Genomic DNA, 15,878 nt, shown 5'->3' on the forward strand with positions numbered 1-15,878 from the left:
AGCAGGCTCCCTTCAAGCCGAGCGGCGCTGGGAGATCAGCTCCTCGGCACGCCCCCGCGCCCAGGTCTCTGCCTCAAGCACGGCCTCCAGGTCCACCGACTGGTCGGCACTGGCCTGGTGGTCCTGGACCACCTGCGCGTCGATGTCCACGATGTCCGTCCACGCCAGGCGCCCGTCCAGGAAGGCGGCCACCGTCTGCTCGTTGGCGGCGTTGAGGACTGCCGGGTGGGTCGGCGAGGCCGCCACGGCACTACGAGCCAGGTCGACGGCGGGGAAAGCCTCGGTGTCCAGCGGCTCAAAGTCCCAGCTCGTGGGACTCTGCCAGCTGTTGGGCCGCACCAGGCCAGCCAGGTCCGCACGCTCGGGCCAGGTCAGGCCCAACGCGATGGGCAGGCGCATGTCCGGAGGCGAGGCCTGGGCGATCGTGGCGCCGTCGATGAACTCAACCATCGAGTGAATGACCGACTGAGGATGGACGACGACGGCGATGTCAGCCGGGTCGACATCGAAGAGCAGGTGGGCCTCAATAAGCTCCAGGCCCTTGTTGATCAGGGTCGAGGAGTTGACGGTGACCACCGGTCCCATCGCCCAGGTGGGGTGGGCCAAGGCCTGGGCGGCTGTCACGGTGGTCAGCTCGCTGCGCCGTCGTCCGCGGAAGGGACCGCCTGAGGCCGTGAGCACGAGGCGGCGGACTTCGCTGCGTCCGGTCAGGACAGGGGAGGTCAGCCCCTTACCGTGCAGGCCCGAGCGCAGGCACTGGGCGATAGCCGAGTGCTCGGAGTCGACCGGCACGATCTGCCCGGGGCGGCGCATGGCCTGGCGGACCAGCGCGCCGCCGACAACGAGGGACTCCTTGTTGGCCAGCGCCAGGGTCGCCCCGCTCGCCAGGGCGGTCAAGGTCGGCACCAGACCAACCGAGCCGGTCACGCCGTTGAGGACCGTGTCACTCTCACCGAGCTGTGCGGCCCGGATGAGGTCACTGGCCGCCGTCGGACCGGTGAGGATCTCGCGCACCGGGTCCGCCACCCCGGCCTCGCGCGCCGCGTGCGCCAGGTGCTCGCGCAGCTGCACCGCCACGGCAGGGTCCGGGGAGGCGACGGCGAGCAGCGGCACCTCGTAGGCCACCGCCTGCTGAGCGAGCAGCGCCAGGTGCCCGCCTCCGGCTGCCAGACCGGCAACGCGAGGCGCTAGCCCTTCCTCACCCTGTGCCAGGCGCGAGACGACCTCAAGCGCCTGGGTTCCGATCGAACCGGTTGAGCCCAGCAGGACCAGACGACGTGCCCCGCTCTGCGTGGATGCCACGACTCCGCTCACTCCACTGACAGCAGGACCTCAACCACACGGGCGAGGTAGCGATCGACCGAGGCCTCGTCATAGGCCCTGGAGCGGCGAGCGGCGGAGAAGACCGTGCCACGCACCTGACTGGCGGTCAGCGGGGCCTGGGAGTCGAAGTAGGCAGCCACCTGGTCCATGAGGGCGTCGACGTCCTGCTTGGCGTAGCCGATGCGCTCAGCCGGGCTGAAGCGCTCCCCCACCGGTCGCAGCAGACGCGGGTAGAGGGTCGTGGCCAGCTCCGCGACCTGGTCCATCCAGGCCTGGCGACCGTGCTCCGCGACGAAGTCCGCCCGGCGACGCTGGAGGAAAGCCGCCTCCAGGCGGTCCAGGGCGGCGTCGACGGCATCGGCCTGGTAGCCACCGCGCACGATGTCGAAGGCAACCGTGCGCACGCCCTCGGAGTCCATCTCCTCGACCTCTCCGGCGTCGTAGATCTCGTGAGCGGTAGCGAAGTAGTGATCGACCTGCTCTGCCCGGTAGCCCCGACGCATGAGACCCGCCTTGGGGAACATGTCGCTCATCGCCTTGTCCTTGCCCTCTCCTGGTTGAGTACCTCGGTGGCCAGCTGACCACAGGCACCGTCGATGTCGCTGCCTCGGGTGTCACGGACCGTGGTGGTGATACCCGCCCGCCGAAGTGTATCCACGAACAGCTCCTGCACGTCCGGCTCTGAGCAGGTCCAGATGGAACCGGGCGTCGGGTTGAGCGGGATGGGGTTGACATGTGCCCAGCCGCGACCACGGGCGTTGAGCTCGTCGGCGAGCAGCTGAGCACGCCAGGCGTGGTCGTTCATGTCCTTGATGAGCGCGTACTCGATGGACACGCGGCGCCCGGTCGTGGAGTAGTAGTCGTAGGCGGCGTCAAGCAGCTCGCCGACCTTCCACTTGGAGTTGATGGGGATGAGCTCATCGCGCAGCTCGTCGTCAGGGGCGTGCAGGGACACAGCCAGCGTCACCGGCATCCCCTCGGTGGAGAGCTTGCGGATCAGCGGTACCAGGCCCACCGTGGAGACCGTGATACCGCGCGCGGACATCCCGAAACCCTCCGGCGTCGGGGAGGTCAGGCGCCGCAGGGCGGCGACGACGTTCTTGTAGTTGATCATCGGCTCGCCCATGCCCATGAAGACCACGTTGGACAGGCGTGCCGGCCCGCCCGTGAGGTCCCCCCGCTCGGAGACCTGGGCGGCGTGACGCACCTGCTCAATGATCTCGCCGGTGGACAGGTTGCGGGTCAGCCCCATCTGGCCGGTGGCGCAGAAGGGACAGGCCATGCCGCAGCCGGCCTGGGAGGACACGCACAAGGTGGTGCGGTCCTTGTAACGCATGAGGACGGACTCCACCCTCACGCCGTCGTGCAGCTCCCACAGGTGCTTGATGGTGCGCCCGCCGTCGGCGCGCAGCGCACGGACCTCGTGGATGAGGTCAGGCAGGAGCTCGGCCGCCAGCTGCTCGCGCTGGGAGGCGGGCAGGTCGGTCATGTCCTGGGCGTCACGGGTGAAACGGGTGAAGTAGTGGCGCGAGAGCTGGTCGGCTCGGAAGGCGGGCAGGCCGGCGTCCTTGAGGACCGCCTTGCGACCGGCCAGATCGAGGTCGGCCAGGTGGCGCGGGGCCTTGCCCTTGGGAACGGGGACCGCGAAGGACAGCCGCGGCTTGGCGTCCGGTGAGGTCGCGCCCTCCGGGGCCTGGTCGGTGGGCATGACCTGGACCTCGCCGGCGGGGCGGGGACGACGGCGCAGCGCCACCGGCTGGGGCGCTCGGCGACGCGGGGAGTCCTGACGGTCACTCACAGCAGATAGGTTCCTCTCGACCTGGAGCCAGCCCGTGCGGGCAGACGAATCCGCGCCGGGCGCGAGGACGAGGGTACCCGCCACGTGGCGCACGCGCCGCAGCGCCCGTCACACCTGCCTCTCAGGCAGCACCCGGGGCCGCCAGTCCTCGCTAGCCCAGCAGCAGGCTGGCGAGGTAGACCACAGGAGCCGTCACGAGGATGGAGTCCAGACGGTCCATGATGCCCCCGTGTCCTGGCAGCAGCGTGCCCATGTCCTTCAGCCCCAGGTCCCGCTTGAGCAGCGACTCCCCCAGGTCCCCGAGGGTAGAGACCACCACGACGACGGCGCCCAGGACTCCCCCCGCCCACACGGGCGCGTCCAGCAGCCACAGGCACAGGCATCCCGCACCGACCGCGGCCAGGAGGGAGCCGGCAAAGCCCTCCCAGGACTTCTTCGGCGAGACGCTCGGTGCCATCGGGTGACGCCCGAAGGTGATTCCGGCGAGCCATCCACCGGTGTCATTAGCGGCCGGCAGGGCGATGAGGGTGAGGACCTTGCCGACCCCGTGGTCCTGGGAGACCAGCAGCACGCCGAAGCCCGCGAGCAACGGCAGGTAGGTGGCGGCAAAGACCGCCGCCGAGGCGGCCACCGAGCGCGAGCGGCGCACCTCGTCATGCGCGGCGGTGCGAGGCACGCCGTCATGATCGCCGGCCTCCAGGGCCGTGCCGGTCTCAGCCTCGGCCTGGTCCAGGAAGCACCACAGCACGCAGGCACCCGCCGTAGCGATGTAGGCACCGAAGGCGGCCTCGGCACCGATCGTCCAAGCGCTCACGGCCACCCCGACCGTGCCGATCCACAGCGGTGCCAGCGGCAGGCGGATGTCCTTGCGGGCAAAGGCTCCGGCCAGCTCCCACAAGGCGCCACACGCAGCCACCACAACCAGGAGGACGAAGAGCACCTTGTCCACCAGCAGGCAGGCCAGCACGACCCCGATGAGCACCGCTGCAGCCCCGAGCGCCGCCGGCAGGTTGCGTCCCGCGCGCCCGGTGGAGGGCAGCGGAGGACGGTTGCGCGTGGGCGGCGGGGTCAGCAGGGTGCTCAGCACGGTCATACGACAAGCCTGGGGAAGCGGTACGGGAGCTGCAGGGCGGCAGAGATCTGGGGCCTCAGACCTCCAGGAGCTCGGCCTCCTTGGCCGTCAGGGCGGCGTCGATAGACTCGACGAAGCGCTTGGTCAGCGCGTCGAGGTCCCCCTCAGCACGCTTGACATCGTCCTCACCGGCCTCGCCATCCTTCTTGATGGCCTCCAGCTCCTTCTTGGACTTGCCTCGGATGCCACGCACCTGGATACGCGACTCCTCCGCCCGCGAGCGCGCGAGCTTGACGTAGTCCTTGCGGCGCTCTTCGGTCAGGGCCGGGAGGGTGACGCGGATGACCGTGCCGTCATCGGTCGGGTTGACGCCCAGGTCCGACTCGCGGATCGCCGAGGTGATCTCCTTCATCGCGCCGCGGTCGAAGGGGCTGACAATGACGGTACGCGCCTCAGGGATGGTGATCGAGGCGAGCTGCTGCAGCGGAGTCGGGGCGCCGTAGTAGTCGACCACGATCGAGTTGAACATGGAGGGGTTGGCACGGCCGGTGCGGATGGCAGCGAGCTCACGCTTGGCGGCGTCCAGGGCCGCTTCCATCTTCTCTTCGGCCTCGAGCATGACGTCGTCGATCATGGGTCTTCCTTCGGTGTGGGTGGGGTGATCGTCAGGACTGTGCGGACGTGATGAGCCGGTCGGCTCAGGCGGAGGTGGTGACCAGGGTGCCGATCTTCTCCCCCAGCAGTGCCCGGGTGATGTTGCCGGCCTCACCCATGCCGAACACCCGCATGGCCAGGTTGTTGTCCCGGCACAGGGCGAAGGCGGAGGCGTCAACCACCTGCAGGCCGTCAGCCAGGGCACGCTCGTAGGTCAGGTGCTCCAGGAGCTGGGCGCTGGGGTCCTTGCGGGGGTCAGCCGTGTAGACGCCGTCGACGCCGTTCTTGCCCACGAGGAGCTCGTCGCAGTGGCTCTCCAGGGCACGCTGGGCAGAGACCGTGTCCGTGGAGAAGTAGGGCAGTCCGGCCCCCGCTCCGAAGACGACGACGCGTCCCTTCTCCAGGTGGCGGATGGCGCGCAGGGGGATGTAGGGCTCGGCCACCTGAGTCATGGCAATGGCGGACTGGACACGGGCGGGCACGCCCGCCTTCTCGATGAAGTCCTGCAGGGCCAGGGCGTTCATCACGGTGCCGAGCATCCCCATGTAGTCAGCCCGGGCGCGGTCCAGGCCACGCCGGGACAGCTCGGCCCCACGGAAGAAGTTGCCTCCGCCAACGACGACGGCGACCTGCACGCCCTGGCGCACGGCCTCAGCGATCTGGCAGGCAGCGTCGGAGACGACGTCAGGGTCCAAGCCCACAGCCCCGCCGCCGAAGACCTCACCGGAGAGCTTGAGGAGGACCCGTCGGGGTCGTGGTGCTGCGGCATTCTCCTGCTGCTGGGCGGTCATCAACACTCTCCTGTGCTCTCGTGTGCCCGGTGGCTGGGCTCTCGGTGCGCTCGCGCACCTGGGCAGAGCCTACCCGCTTCGCTCGCCCTCGTCCGACGCCCTGCCTGGTGACGGTGCGTTGCCCTGCACGACGCAGGCAAGGCTGCCGGCCGTCGCACTCGGCGAGGGCCGGCAGCCTCAGCTTCCTACTCAGATGGAGGAAGGTGCTGAGTCAGGAACGTTTTCCTCCACGGCGCACGAGCAGGACCGCACCGCCCAGGCAGGCCGCCACGAGCACCAGAGCAGCGGCACTTGCACCGGTACGAGCCAAGCCCGTCGCCCGAGTCGTCCGGGGCTTGTCTGCGGCACGAGCGGTAGAGACGGCTCCGGGCTGCTCTGGCTCAGACGGCTCAGGCTTGCCGGGCTGCTCTGGCTCAGAGGGCTCAGAGGGCTCAGGCGAGCCTGGCTCATCAGGCTTGCCAGACGGCTCAGGCGAGCCTGGGCGGGGAAGAATAGTCAGGTCGAAGGAGGTCGAGGCTTCTCGCGGCGCCAGCCCTGTGCCATCACTCTGCTCCAGCACGCTCACCGTGACGTGGTAGGTCTTCTGCTTCGCGATCCCGGTCTGGACGCGGCCCGAGGTCGTCCCGCTCTGGGCGTCGTAGGACAGGCCATGAGGCAGCCCGTTGACCGAGACCGTCCGCTCCAGAGCCGGGTCACCGCCGCCCAAGACCACGGCCAGCGGGTTGATCTCCTCCCCGTCAGTCACGGTGACGTCGTCGATGCCGTCAACGTTCACCGCAGGCGCCTCGCACAGGCCTGGAGCGATGTCAGCCAGCGTGAAGCGCAGATAGGCGACGTCGTGGAAGATCCGGGGCTCATACAGCATCCCGATGGAGCCGTCGGGCTGGACCGCCATCGTCGTGTAACCAGTGCCCCCAGGAATGAGCTCGCGCCGGTGGCTCCAGGTCTTCCCGTCGTCACAGGAGGCCAGGACGGTCCCACTGGTCCGGGCGCCCTGGTTGAACGCACCGGAGTACAGCAGCACCTTGGCGCGGGCCGAGCCCGGCGCAGCGTTGAGGTAGGCGCGGATGACCTGAGCGTTGTTGCCGGAGTCCAGCAGCTGGGTCTCGGCAAAGGGCTCACCCCAAGTGGCGCCGCCGTCCTCAGACAGGGCCACGATACGGTGGCCTCCGCCTGGAGAGGCGTTGGTGGCGCGGGAGTTGAGGATGAGTCGCCCGTCAGAGAGCTCGGCCGCCTTGTTCTCGTCGAAGCGCCACGAGGGCTCGCCCTCGCCGCGAGCCACCGGTACCTCCCTCCCTGCGGTCCAGGTCTGCCCATGGTCGTCAGAGATGACCGACATCGCGACGATCTCGCCGTTGGTGCGCACGCACGCGATCTGCTGAACCAGTCGGCCAGCGAACGGGGCCGGCTTCTTCTGAATCCCCGCCCCGAGGTAGCGAAGCAGGAACGCAGGTCGGTCTTGTCATGGAGAGCCTGGGCCGTGATGACCCGCTGGGTCCAGGTGTGACCGTTGTCCGTCGAGACGGACAACCCCAGGTTCATCGTGCGTCGGTTGGCCTCGTCGATCCGACCGTCACCGCCACGGGTGTAGGCCGGGTTGTTGGCGAAGACGCCTGCGTCAAAGCTCTGGACGTGGAAGTTAAAGATCGTCCCGGTCTGGGCGTCGACCACGTAGGAGGGGTCCGAGAAACCGAGGCGGCTGCGCCCATTGGAGTCCCCTTGAGCAAGGACGGTCTCGCGCTGCCAGGTCTTGCCGTTGTCGGTGGAGCGGCGTTGGACGATCCAGTTGGCGTTCGGGGAGTCTCCGCCACCGGCCCCGCCATCAAGTGGACGGCGGTCGTAGGAGGCGAGCAGGCCACCGTTAGGCGCCATGGCGATCGCGGGGATACGAATGTTGTAAGCCCCTTCTCGCGAGACCGACAGGGGCACGGGCTCGCTCACACCTGCCTCCAGCGTGGGGTTGGCGTCAGGGCTCGTGAACGAACCGGCCTGGTCGAACTCGCTGGGACCACCGACCTGGATCTCTTCACCCAGCGTCGGCTCAGCAACCAGGACGCCGCCCTGGTACCCGGTGCGGGAGGTGACAGCCCAGGTCACGCTCGGCGTGAAGCTGCCAGCCTCGAGGTCGGCAGCCGTGATGGTGTGCGAGGCGAAGAGGCACTGATCCGAGCCTCCTGCCTTCATCACCGACCAGCGGCAGTTGCTGACGTTGTCCAGGTTGGAGCTGCTCACGAGCAGTGAGCGGTCAGTGCGTGAGTGGTTGGTCGCCACGAGCCGGTAGTCGACCACCTGCCCCAGCCTGTAGACGCCATCGGCCGGCGGGTCGCTGACCACCTCGATCGTCCCGGAGACCACAGGATCGTTCGGATCCCGCGGGTCCTGGCTCACCGAGACCGGGACCGTCACGGAGCCGGTGCCGATGACTCGCGACTCCCCCTGGTCATTGCGCTGCGAGTAGGCGCTGTAGGTGACGGACAAGGTGAAGGCACCGGCCTCGACATCTGCCTCGGTGACCACGTACTGCGCCCTACCGGCGCAGGTCTGAGGCGAGGACGGAGCCATCCACTGCCAGCGGCAGGCCTCGTGGTTCGTCAGCGTCGCGGCGCTGGGGCGCAGCCCGGGATAGCCGCCGGAGGTGTTGGTCACCGTGATGTCGACCGGGACCTGCTCCCCGGCCGTCCATGAGGTGCCGTTGGAGGGAACTCCCGTGACTGCCACGGCGATCGCCACCTCATCGCCAGCAACGGGTTCGGCTGAGGCGGTAGGAGCGAGAGCAGCGGGAAGACAGAGGACAAGTGCCGCAGGCGCGGACACGAGGGTATGGGTTCGTCGTTGACCCATACCCCGATCATCAGACCTCCGACATCACATGTCAACTGAGTCACAAAGAGGTGGGGTGCGGACAGAACACGTCTGTCCGCACCCCACCTCTGACTCACTCACCAGAACACCCTGGTGAGCCAGTGATGATCAGGCGCCGACGCGGAAGCGCACGAAGCCGGTCAGCTCGCCACCAGTGGCCTCGATCACCTTGCCGACCGTGGTCTTGGGGTCCTTGGCGTAGGCCTGGTCGAGCAGGCAGATCTCCTTGAAGAAACCGCCCAGACGGCCCTCGACGATCTTGGCGATCGCCTTCTCGGGCTTGCCCTCGGCGCGCGTGGTCTCCTCGGCGATCTTGCGCTCCTTCTCCACGACGTCGGCGGGGACGTCCTCGCGGCGCAGGTACTGCGGGGAGTAGGCGGCGATGTGCATCGCGACGTCGTGGGCCACCTCAGCAGCCTTGGCGTCGGTGCCGACGAGCACGGCCACCTGGGCCGGCAGGTCGGGGTTGGTGCGGTGCAGGTAGAGGTCAACCTTCTCGGCGGACAGGCGGGCGACGCGGCGCACGACGATCTTCTCGCCGATGACGGCCTGCATGCCGTCGGTCAGGGCCTGGACGGTCTCGCCGTCCACCGGAGCCTGGGCCAGGGCCTCGGCGTCCTCGGCGCCGGAGGCCACTGCGGCGGCCAGGACCTTGTCCGCGAAGTCGATGAACTTCTGGTTCTTGGCCACGAAGTCCGTCTCAGCGTTGATCTCGACCAGGACGCCGACCTGACCGGCCTCACCGTCAACGACGGTGGCGGCGATCAGACCCGCGGAGGCGGAACGGCCCTCGCGCTTGGCGATGCCCTTGAGTCCCTTCACGCGGATGATCTCGACGGCCTTGTCCAGGTCGCCGTCGGCCTCGTCCAGGGCCTTCTTGACGTCCATCATGCCGGCGCCGGTCTTCTCGCGCAGGTTCTTGATGTCAGCAGTGGTGTAGTTCGCCATGGAATCTCTCCTATGAAGCTGGGTAGGAACGGGCGGGGACCAGGCTCAGGCCTGCTCGGTGCCGGCCTCGGCAGCCGGGGCAGCCTCAGCGGTCTCGGCGGGAGCGGACTCACCGGCCTCAGCACCGGCCAGGAGCTCAGCCTCCCACTCGGGCAGCGGCTCAGCGTCAGCGGTGCCAGCCTCGACCTCCTCGCCGGTACGGGCGCGGCCGGCCGAACGGGCCAGCAGGCCCTCGGCAGCGGCGTCGGCGACGACGCGGGTCAGCAGCGTGACGGCGCGGATGGCGTCGTCGTTACCGGGGATGCCGTAGGTGACCTCGTCGGGGTCGCAGTTGGTGTCCAGGATCGCGATGACCGGGATGTTGAGCTTGCGGGCCTCGGCGATGGCCAGGTGCTCCTTCTTGGTGTCCACAACCCAAATGGCCGCGGGGAGCTTGGCCATGTCTCGGATACCGCCGAGCGTCTTGGTCAGCTTGTCCTTCTCGCGACGCATCATGAGCAGCTCCTTCTTCGTGCGGCCGGAGCCGGCCACGTCGTCGAAGTCGATCTGCTCGAGCTCCTTCATGCGGTCCAGGCGGGCGCGCACGGTGGAGAAGTTGGTGAGCATGCCGCCCAGCCAGCGCTGGTTGACGTAGGGCATGCCCACGCGCTGGGCCTGCTCGGCCACGGCGGCCTGGGCCTGCTTCTTGGTGCCGACGAACAGGATGTTGCCGCCGCGGGCGACGGTCTCCTTGACGAAGTCGTAGGCGGTGTTGATGCCCTCGACGGTCTTGACCAGGTCGATGACGTAGATGCCGTTGCGCTCGGTGAGGATGAAGCGCTTCATCTTGGGGTTCCAGCGGCGGGTCTGGTGACCGAAGTGGACGCCGGACTCCAGGAGCTGACGCATGGTAACGATGGCCATGACGGTCCTTTCGTTGGGGACGGAGAGGTTGCTCCGCACCCGTGTATCGGGGGACGTGCGCAGGTATCCGCACGTCCCGGTGGGTGGTTCTTCCCTGCAACCGGGTCCGCGAGGACTCGGCTCCGCCCGTGAGGACGGATAGGGCCTGGTGCCCGTGACCCACAGACCACCCACCACCGGTCAGCGGTGGGACCACGGCCGTGGTATCCGAAAGGATGGGCACGCGAAGTCAGCCACTGAGCGACTTCATGAAGCCACGCAGAAGGCTGCGGGCGAGACGATATCACACGCGACGGTGACCTTTCGGCGTCGAGACGGGAAAATCCTGCCCGGCGCGGTGTCGTTCGCGTCACCCTGCTCGGGCTCCACAGGTGCCCGCCGTAACACCCTCCTCCACAGGGCTCGCCCAGGCGCCTCGCGCCCGGTGACCGCGTGGGGCCAGCCTGGTGCCATGCCAACGCCTTCTCCGGCCTGCGAGCCTGCCTGCTGTCCGCGTCCGTCACTTCGCATACTGCCCTCCATCCTCACGCTCGCGCTCGCTCTCGCCCTGCTCCCGGCCTCCTGCCAGCCGCTTCCCGCGGCTGCTCGGGCACCGAGCAGCGGGCCGACGGCGCAGCTGACCGACGGCATGACGCTCTACTCACCCCGTCCAGGGCGCCTGCACTACCAGTGGCCTACCGGCTCAGCGGCTCGCGTCCTGGAGGCCTTCGACCCGCCCGCCGTACGCTGGGGGTCTGGGCACCGGGGCGTGGACCTGGCGGCCATCGCCGGTCAGGAGATCCGCGCGGCCGGGGCGGGAACAGTCGCCTTCGCGGGGATGGTGGCCGGTCGCCCCGTGATCTCCCTGGACCACGCTGACGGGATCCGCACAACCTACGAGCCGGTCCAGCCGGCCGTTGCCGCCGGTGAGCACGTGGCGGCAGGCGGCCTCATCGGGTACCTCCTGGCCGGGCACCGTAGCGAAGGCGCCGACGCCCTGCATTGGGGCGCGCGGACCAGCCGCCATGTCTACGTCAACCCCCTGCGGCTGATCACGCCGGCGGTCATCCGTCTCAAGCCGCTCTAGGCGCGGGGGGGGGAGGCTCAAAACTCGTGGAGGAGGCGCCGTCCCCTCCAAGCCGCTCTAGGCGCGGGGGAAGGCTTGCTCATAGACCGCGCGCAGCCGCTCGGCACTGACGTGGGTGTAACGCTGCGTCGTGGCCAAGGAGGAGTGTCCCAGCAGCTCCTGGACGCTGCGCAGATCAGCGCCCCCGGACAGCACGTGGGTGGCGGCTGAGTGCCTCAGCCCGTGGGGCCCGAGGTCCGGCACTCCCGCCTCAGCCGCGAGACGGTGGACGACCTGGCGCACCGTGCGTGGATCGACTCGTCCTCCCCTGGCCCCGAGGAAGAGCGCCTGCCCGCTGTCCGGCCTGGCGAGCCGGGCGCGCAGCTGCCACCACCCCTCCAGGGCACGGGCCGCCGGCGTCCCATAAGGCACCACTCGCTCCTTGTTGCCCTTACCCAGCACGCGGACCGTACGTTCACCACGGTCCACGTCGGCCAGGTCGAGCGCGCACAGCTCTGAGACCCGCACGCCGGTGGCATAGAGCATCTCAACCAGGGCCTGGTCGCGCCGGGCCAGGGCGAGGCGCTCAGGGCCCAGGCCGCCCGGCGCCGCCCCGGCAGCCGGCCGGGCCGCCTGAGCCTCCTGGACACCTTGGGCAGCGGCATCCAGCAGCGCCGTGGCCTGCTCCTGGGACAGGACGGTGGGCAGGCGGTTGTCCGCGCGCGGAGTGCGCAGGCGCGCCGCGACGTCGCTGGCCAGCAGCCCTTGACGCCAGGCCCAGGTCGAGAAGCTGCGCAGCGCCGAGCCCCGGCGCGCGAGCGTGGCCCGCGCGTGACCGGAGGCGGACAGATCGGCCAGCCACGCGCGCAGGTCGGCCAGGTCCAGGCTCGACAGGGCCGGGCCGACCCCCTCATCCTCGCCCGGACCGACGCCGAGGAACGTCAGCAGGTCGTCCAGGTCGCCGATGTAGGCACGCACCGTGTGCTCGGAGCGGCCTCGCTGGAGCCGCAGGTACCGCTCCCAGGACTGACGAAGCCCGCCGCGCGTGATTGGTCCCTGCTGACTCATGCCCCCAAGGCTAGGCGCTGGCCGAGCCCGATGAGGCTCGGCGCCACCATCCTCGTGGATCCCGGCACACCTTGCCTGCCAGCTCCAGCAGCCCCAGGGCAGCCCTGACCTCTGACTCAGCCAGGCCCGCACTGCGAGCCAGGGCCTCGACACTCGCCGCTCCACGCGCCGGCATGGCGTCGAGCACGGCAGCGCTGGAGCGGTCCAGTCCGTCCAGCAGCCCGCTACCAGCGCGCGCAGGATCAGCCTCCTTGTCCGCCTCGGGGTCAGTCAGCCCCAGGGGGAGTACCAGCTCCAGGGCCTCATCGGCATCCGTGACGCATACCGCCCCTTCTCGCAGGAGCCGATGGCACCCGGCTGACTCCATCGAGGTCACCGGTCCGGGAACGGCTCCCAGCGGCCTTCCCAGGTCCGCTGCGTGGCGCGCCGTGGACAGCGCCCCGGATCGCCACGCCGCCTCAATGACCACCGTTGCCTGGCTCATCGCGGCGATGAGGCGGTTACGGGACAGGAAGCGGTGGCGGCCAGGCTGGCAGCCTGGAGGGACCTCCGCCACCAGGGCACCGTGCTCGATCACCTCCTGCAGGAGCGTGGCGTTGCCGGCTGGATAGAGCCGGTCCACTCCTCCCGCGGACACGGAGATCGTGCGGCCGGTGCGCAGGGCACCGCGGTGGGCTGCGGCGTCGATGCCGTAGGCGCCTCCGGAGACGACGACGGCGCCGTGGTCGGCCAGCTGCGCCGCCATCTGGCTGGCTACCTGCTCGCCGTAGCGGGTCGAGGCGCGCGAACCCACCAGCGCCAGGCTCAGTCCCGTCGCCGGCCCTTGGGCAACCAGGTCCTGCCGGAAGCGCCCAGGATCGCTCGGCCGCATAGTCGAGTCGGCGCCGTCACTCCGGCACGCCAGCAGGGCTGGGTCGCCGCGGACCCACAGACAGGCCGGGGGCTGGTCCAGCTCATCCAGTCCCTGCGGCCACCACGCATCCCCGGGCAGGACCAGGCTGCCACCCAGGCGCTCCAGGACCTCCAGCTCCCTACGGATGTCGAGCCCACTCAGGCGCGGAGCCCAGCGCGCGGCTGCCTTGCCCCAGGCTGCGCTCGCCCGCGCCTGGTCCCCAGGAGTGCGTACAGGAGGGGCCGGAGCGGGGCGAGCCTCGCCGTCGTCGTCCAGGGCAGGGCCCAGCAGCCACTCCAGGGCTCCCGAGGCACCGAGCCGGGAGATGAGGAGCGCGGCGGCGCGGTCCGCCGGCTCTGCCAGCCGCGACCAGGTGGCGCGGGCCAGGACCGGGTCACACAGGTCGTAGGGCAGCCGGGGTCGTGGGCTCATGGCCGTCCTCCTCGCGTCCGCAGCGCCAGGGCCGCGCCCAGCTCAGCCTTCCCCGGACCGTCGAGACCGGCCAGATCGGCCAGGGTCCAGGCCAGGCGCAGGACCCGGTCGACTCCCCGCAGGGTGAGGTCACCACGGTCCAGAGCGTCAAGGAGGAGCCGTACCCCCGCACGGTCGGTGCCGGACTGGGGCGAGCGCAGCCAGGACCCGGGGACCTGGCTCATGAGCCGCCACGGCGTGTCCGCCAGGCGCCGCGCCGTGCGTGCGCGCGCTGCCAGCACGCGGGCGGCGACCCGGGCGGAGGACTCCCCCACACCGCCTCCGGCGAGGTCCGTTGAGGAGATCGCAGCGACCTCGACCTGAATGTCAACCCGGTCCAGCAGCGGTCCGGACAGGCGGGAGAAGTAGCGGCGCCGCTGCAGGGAGGTGCAGGTGCACTGCGTGCCGCGCCCGCTGCCACGCCCGCACGGGCACGGGTTGGCAGCCAGGACCAGCTGGAAGGCCGCAGGGTAGGTCGCCCGGCCACCAGCTCGGTCAATAGTCACCTGACCGGTCTCCAGCGGCTGGCGCAGGCAGTCCAGGACGCCGCTGGAGAACTCCGGTGCCTCGTCCAGGAAGAGAACCCCTCGGTGCGCGAGCGACACGTCGCCTGGACGCGGGGTGCCTGAGCCTCCCCCGACGACGGCGGCCCGGGTGGCGGTGTGGTGCGGTGAGCGCAGCGGAGGCGTGCGGATCAGACCGGCCTCAGCGTTGAAGGTGCCGGCTACCGAGTGCAGGGAGGTCACGGTGATCGAGTCGGCCGTGCTCAGCGGCGGCAGGATCGAGGGCAGACGCTCGGCCATCATCGTCTTGCCGGCGCCGGGCGGCCCGACGAGCAGGAGGTGATGGCCCCCGGCCGCAGCCACCTCCAGGGCATGACGCGCCTCATGCTGCCCGACGACGTCGGCCAGGTCCGCAGCGGCAGGAGGCGGTGAGGACGCGGTGGCGGGGGCGTGGCCCTGGCCGGCGTGGCGGGCCAGAGCCAGGACGCCGGCAGGGACCTTGCCTCCCAGCTGGGTGATGAGCTCGGCCAAGTGCGCCACGGGCCGGACCTCGATCCCCGGAACCAGGCGTGCCTCGGCCAGACAGTCCTGGGGGACGACGATCCGTCTGACCCCGGCCGCAGCGGCACAGGAGACGGCCGGCAGAACCCCACGAACTGGTCGGACCGAGGCGTCGAGCCCGAGCTCACCGATGAAAACCGTGCCGGCCATGGCCTCGATGGCCTGGAGGGACAGCTCCTGGCGCGCCCCCAGGACCGCCAGGGCGAGGCTGAGGTCAAAACCGGTGCCCGTCTTGGGCAGGTCCGCCGGAGAGAGGTTGGCGGTGACGCGCCGCTCTCCCCAGGCCGTACCGCAGGTGGACAGGGCGGCCCGGACCCGCTCACGCGACTCACGCACCGCGGCGTCCGGCAGCCCGACGAGGGTGAAACCGGGCAGTCCCTGGGATGCGTGGGCCTCGACCTGGACCAGGTGCCCCTGCAGCCCGGTCAGGGTCACCGCCAGCGTGCGTGCCAGGCCGCTCATGACCACACCCCACGGTGATGACGCAGCTGGGCAGGCAAAGGGTCACGAAGAAGGATCGAGATCACGTCCAGGCGCAGCCGGCGTCCTGAGCCGCCGTGGTCGGCGAGCCAGGCTGCTGCCAGACGCGCCAGCCGGCGGCGTTTGGCCGGCGTCACGGCCTCGGCCGGCGTGCCTGCCGCGACCGTGCTGCGCGTCTTGACCTCGACGACCACGAGCGTGGGCCGGCCTGCCGACGCAGACGGCTCGCTCGCCACGATGTCAATCTCGCCGCGCAGGCCGGCAAGCCCACGTGGCCTCCAGTTGCGTTCCAGGACGGTCCACCCCAGATCAGTGAGGTAGGCGGCCGCCAGGTCCTCCCCACGTCGTCCCGTCTGGCGCCGATCACCGCTGGGAAAGGGCTGTGGGCCCGTAGGTTCTTGAACGGACGTGTCAGTCACGTCGATCACCTCCGGCACCACTGTGACCCGGTGCCGGGTGCCGGCGCACTGCCGGCCGGCGAGCCCTGTGGAGGAGGGTGTCAGGGGC

General features: G+C 70.0%; 14 protein-coding genes. 1 reads left to right on the plus strand and 13 read right to left on the minus strand.

The window, feature by feature from the left end; translation table 11 throughout:
* Window positions 1–12: 12 nt before the first annotated feature.
* The 9 genes from dxr to rpsB form a co-directional block, all read right to left on the minus strand.
* Window positions 13–1,302 carry a 1-deoxy-D-xylulose-5-phosphate reductoisomerase gene (dxr, locus tag CYJ26_RS04680; RefSeq protein ID WP_034237219.1) on the minus strand — a complete coding sequence of 430 codons (1,290 nt, stop codon included), beginning with the start codon at window positions 1,300–1,302 and terminating at the stop codon, window positions 13–15.
* Between the two features lie 8 nt (window positions 1,303–1,310).
* The gene (locus CYJ26_RS04685; RefSeq protein ID WP_006548720.1) at window positions 1,311–1,856 is read right to left on the minus strand and encodes a DivIVA domain-containing protein; all 546 of its coding nucleotides are present in this window, start codon (window positions 1,854–1,856) and stop codon (window positions 1,311–1,313) included.
* Window positions 1,853–3,031 (minus strand): dual-specificity RNA methyltransferase RlmN, encoded by a 1,179-nt coding sequence (gene rlmN / locus CYJ26_RS04690; protein WP_394373608.1) that lies wholly within the window; start codon window positions 3,029–3,031, stop codon window positions 1,853–1,855. The genes CYJ26_RS04685 and rlmN overlap by 4 nt, the downstream gene beginning before the upstream one ends.
* Before the next feature lie 241 nt (window positions 3,032–3,272).
* Window positions 3,273–4,214, minus strand: a complete 942-nt coding sequence (locus tag CYJ26_RS04695; RefSeq protein WP_180950850.1) for a phosphatidate cytidylyltransferase — start codon at window positions 4,212–4,214, stop codon at window positions 3,273–3,275.
* Window positions 4,215–4,269: 55 nt separating this feature from the next.
* Complete coding sequence (frr, locus tag CYJ26_RS04700; protein WP_006548717.1) at window positions 4,270–4,827, minus strand: ribosome recycling factor; 558 nt, start codon at window positions 4,825–4,827, stop codon at window positions 4,270–4,272.
* Between the two features lie 64 nt (window positions 4,828–4,891).
* The gene (gene pyrH, locus CYJ26_RS04705; protein WP_006548716.1) at window positions 4,892–5,638 is read right to left on the minus strand and encodes a UMP kinase; all 747 of its coding nucleotides are present in this window, start codon (window positions 5,636–5,638) and stop codon (window positions 4,892–4,894) included.
* 211 nt (window positions 5,639–5,849) lie between these two features.
* Entirely contained in the window at window positions 5,850–7,004 is a 1,155-nt protein-coding gene (locus CYJ26_RS04710; RefSeq protein WP_101638046.1) for an exo-alpha-sialidase, read from the minus strand.
* 1,604 nt (window positions 7,005–8,608) lie between these two features.
* On the minus strand, window positions 8,609–9,448 hold the full coding sequence (gene tsf / locus CYJ26_RS04715; protein ID WP_006548714.1) for a translation elongation factor Ts: 840 nt from the start codon (window positions 9,446–9,448) through the stop codon (window positions 8,609–8,611).
* A 45-nt stretch (window positions 9,449–9,493) separates the two neighbouring features.
* The gene (gene rpsB / locus CYJ26_RS04720) at window positions 9,494–10,351 is read right to left on the minus strand and encodes a 30S ribosomal protein S2 (RefSeq protein WP_006548713.1); all 858 of its coding nucleotides are present in this window, start codon (window positions 10,349–10,351) and stop codon (window positions 9,494–9,496) included.
* Window positions 10,352–10,802: 451 nt separating this feature from the next.
* Between rpsB and CYJ26_RS04725 the strand changes: the two genes are divergently transcribed.
* Complete coding sequence (locus tag CYJ26_RS04725) at window positions 10,803–11,417, plus strand: M23 family metallopeptidase (RefSeq protein ID WP_082144803.1); 615 nt, start codon at window positions 10,803–10,805, stop codon at window positions 11,415–11,417.
* Window positions 11,418–11,474: 57 nt separating this feature from the next.
* Here CYJ26_RS04725 and CYJ26_RS04730 read toward each other — a convergent pair whose 3' ends face one another.
* From CYJ26_RS04730 to CYJ26_RS04745, 4 genes are read right to left on the minus strand one after another with little or no spacing between them, the layout of a single operon-like run.
* The gene (locus tag CYJ26_RS04730; protein ID WP_034237212.1) at window positions 11,475–12,464 is read right to left on the minus strand and encodes a tyrosine recombinase XerC; all 990 of its coding nucleotides are present in this window, start codon (window positions 12,462–12,464) and stop codon (window positions 11,475–11,477) included.
* Window positions 12,465–12,474: 10 nt separating this feature from the next.
* Window positions 12,475–13,788, minus strand: coding sequence for a DNA-processing protein DprA (gene dprA / locus CYJ26_RS04735; protein ID WP_006548709.1), 1,314 nt, complete (start codon window positions 13,786–13,788; stop codon window positions 12,475–12,477).
* On the minus strand, window positions 13,785–15,353 hold the full coding sequence (locus tag CYJ26_RS04740; protein WP_034237209.1) for a YifB family Mg chelatase-like AAA ATPase: 1,569 nt from the start codon (window positions 15,351–15,353) through the stop codon (window positions 13,785–13,787). Before CYJ26_RS04740 ends, dprA begins: the two co-directional genes overlap by 4 nt.
* Window positions 15,350–15,790: a YraN family protein gene (locus CYJ26_RS04745; RefSeq protein ID WP_034237280.1), complete on the minus strand. Its 441-nt coding sequence runs from the start codon at window positions 15,788–15,790 to the stop codon at window positions 15,350–15,352. Before CYJ26_RS04745 ends, CYJ26_RS04740 begins: the two co-directional genes overlap by 4 nt.
* Window positions 15,791–15,878 lie beyond the last annotated feature (88 nt).

It is taken from the genome of Actinomyces urogenitalis (assembly GCF_002861525.1).
In the GTDB taxonomy this organism is placed as follows: Bacteria; Actinomycetota; Actinomycetes; order Actinomycetales; family Actinomycetaceae; genus Actinomyces; species Actinomyces urogenitalis.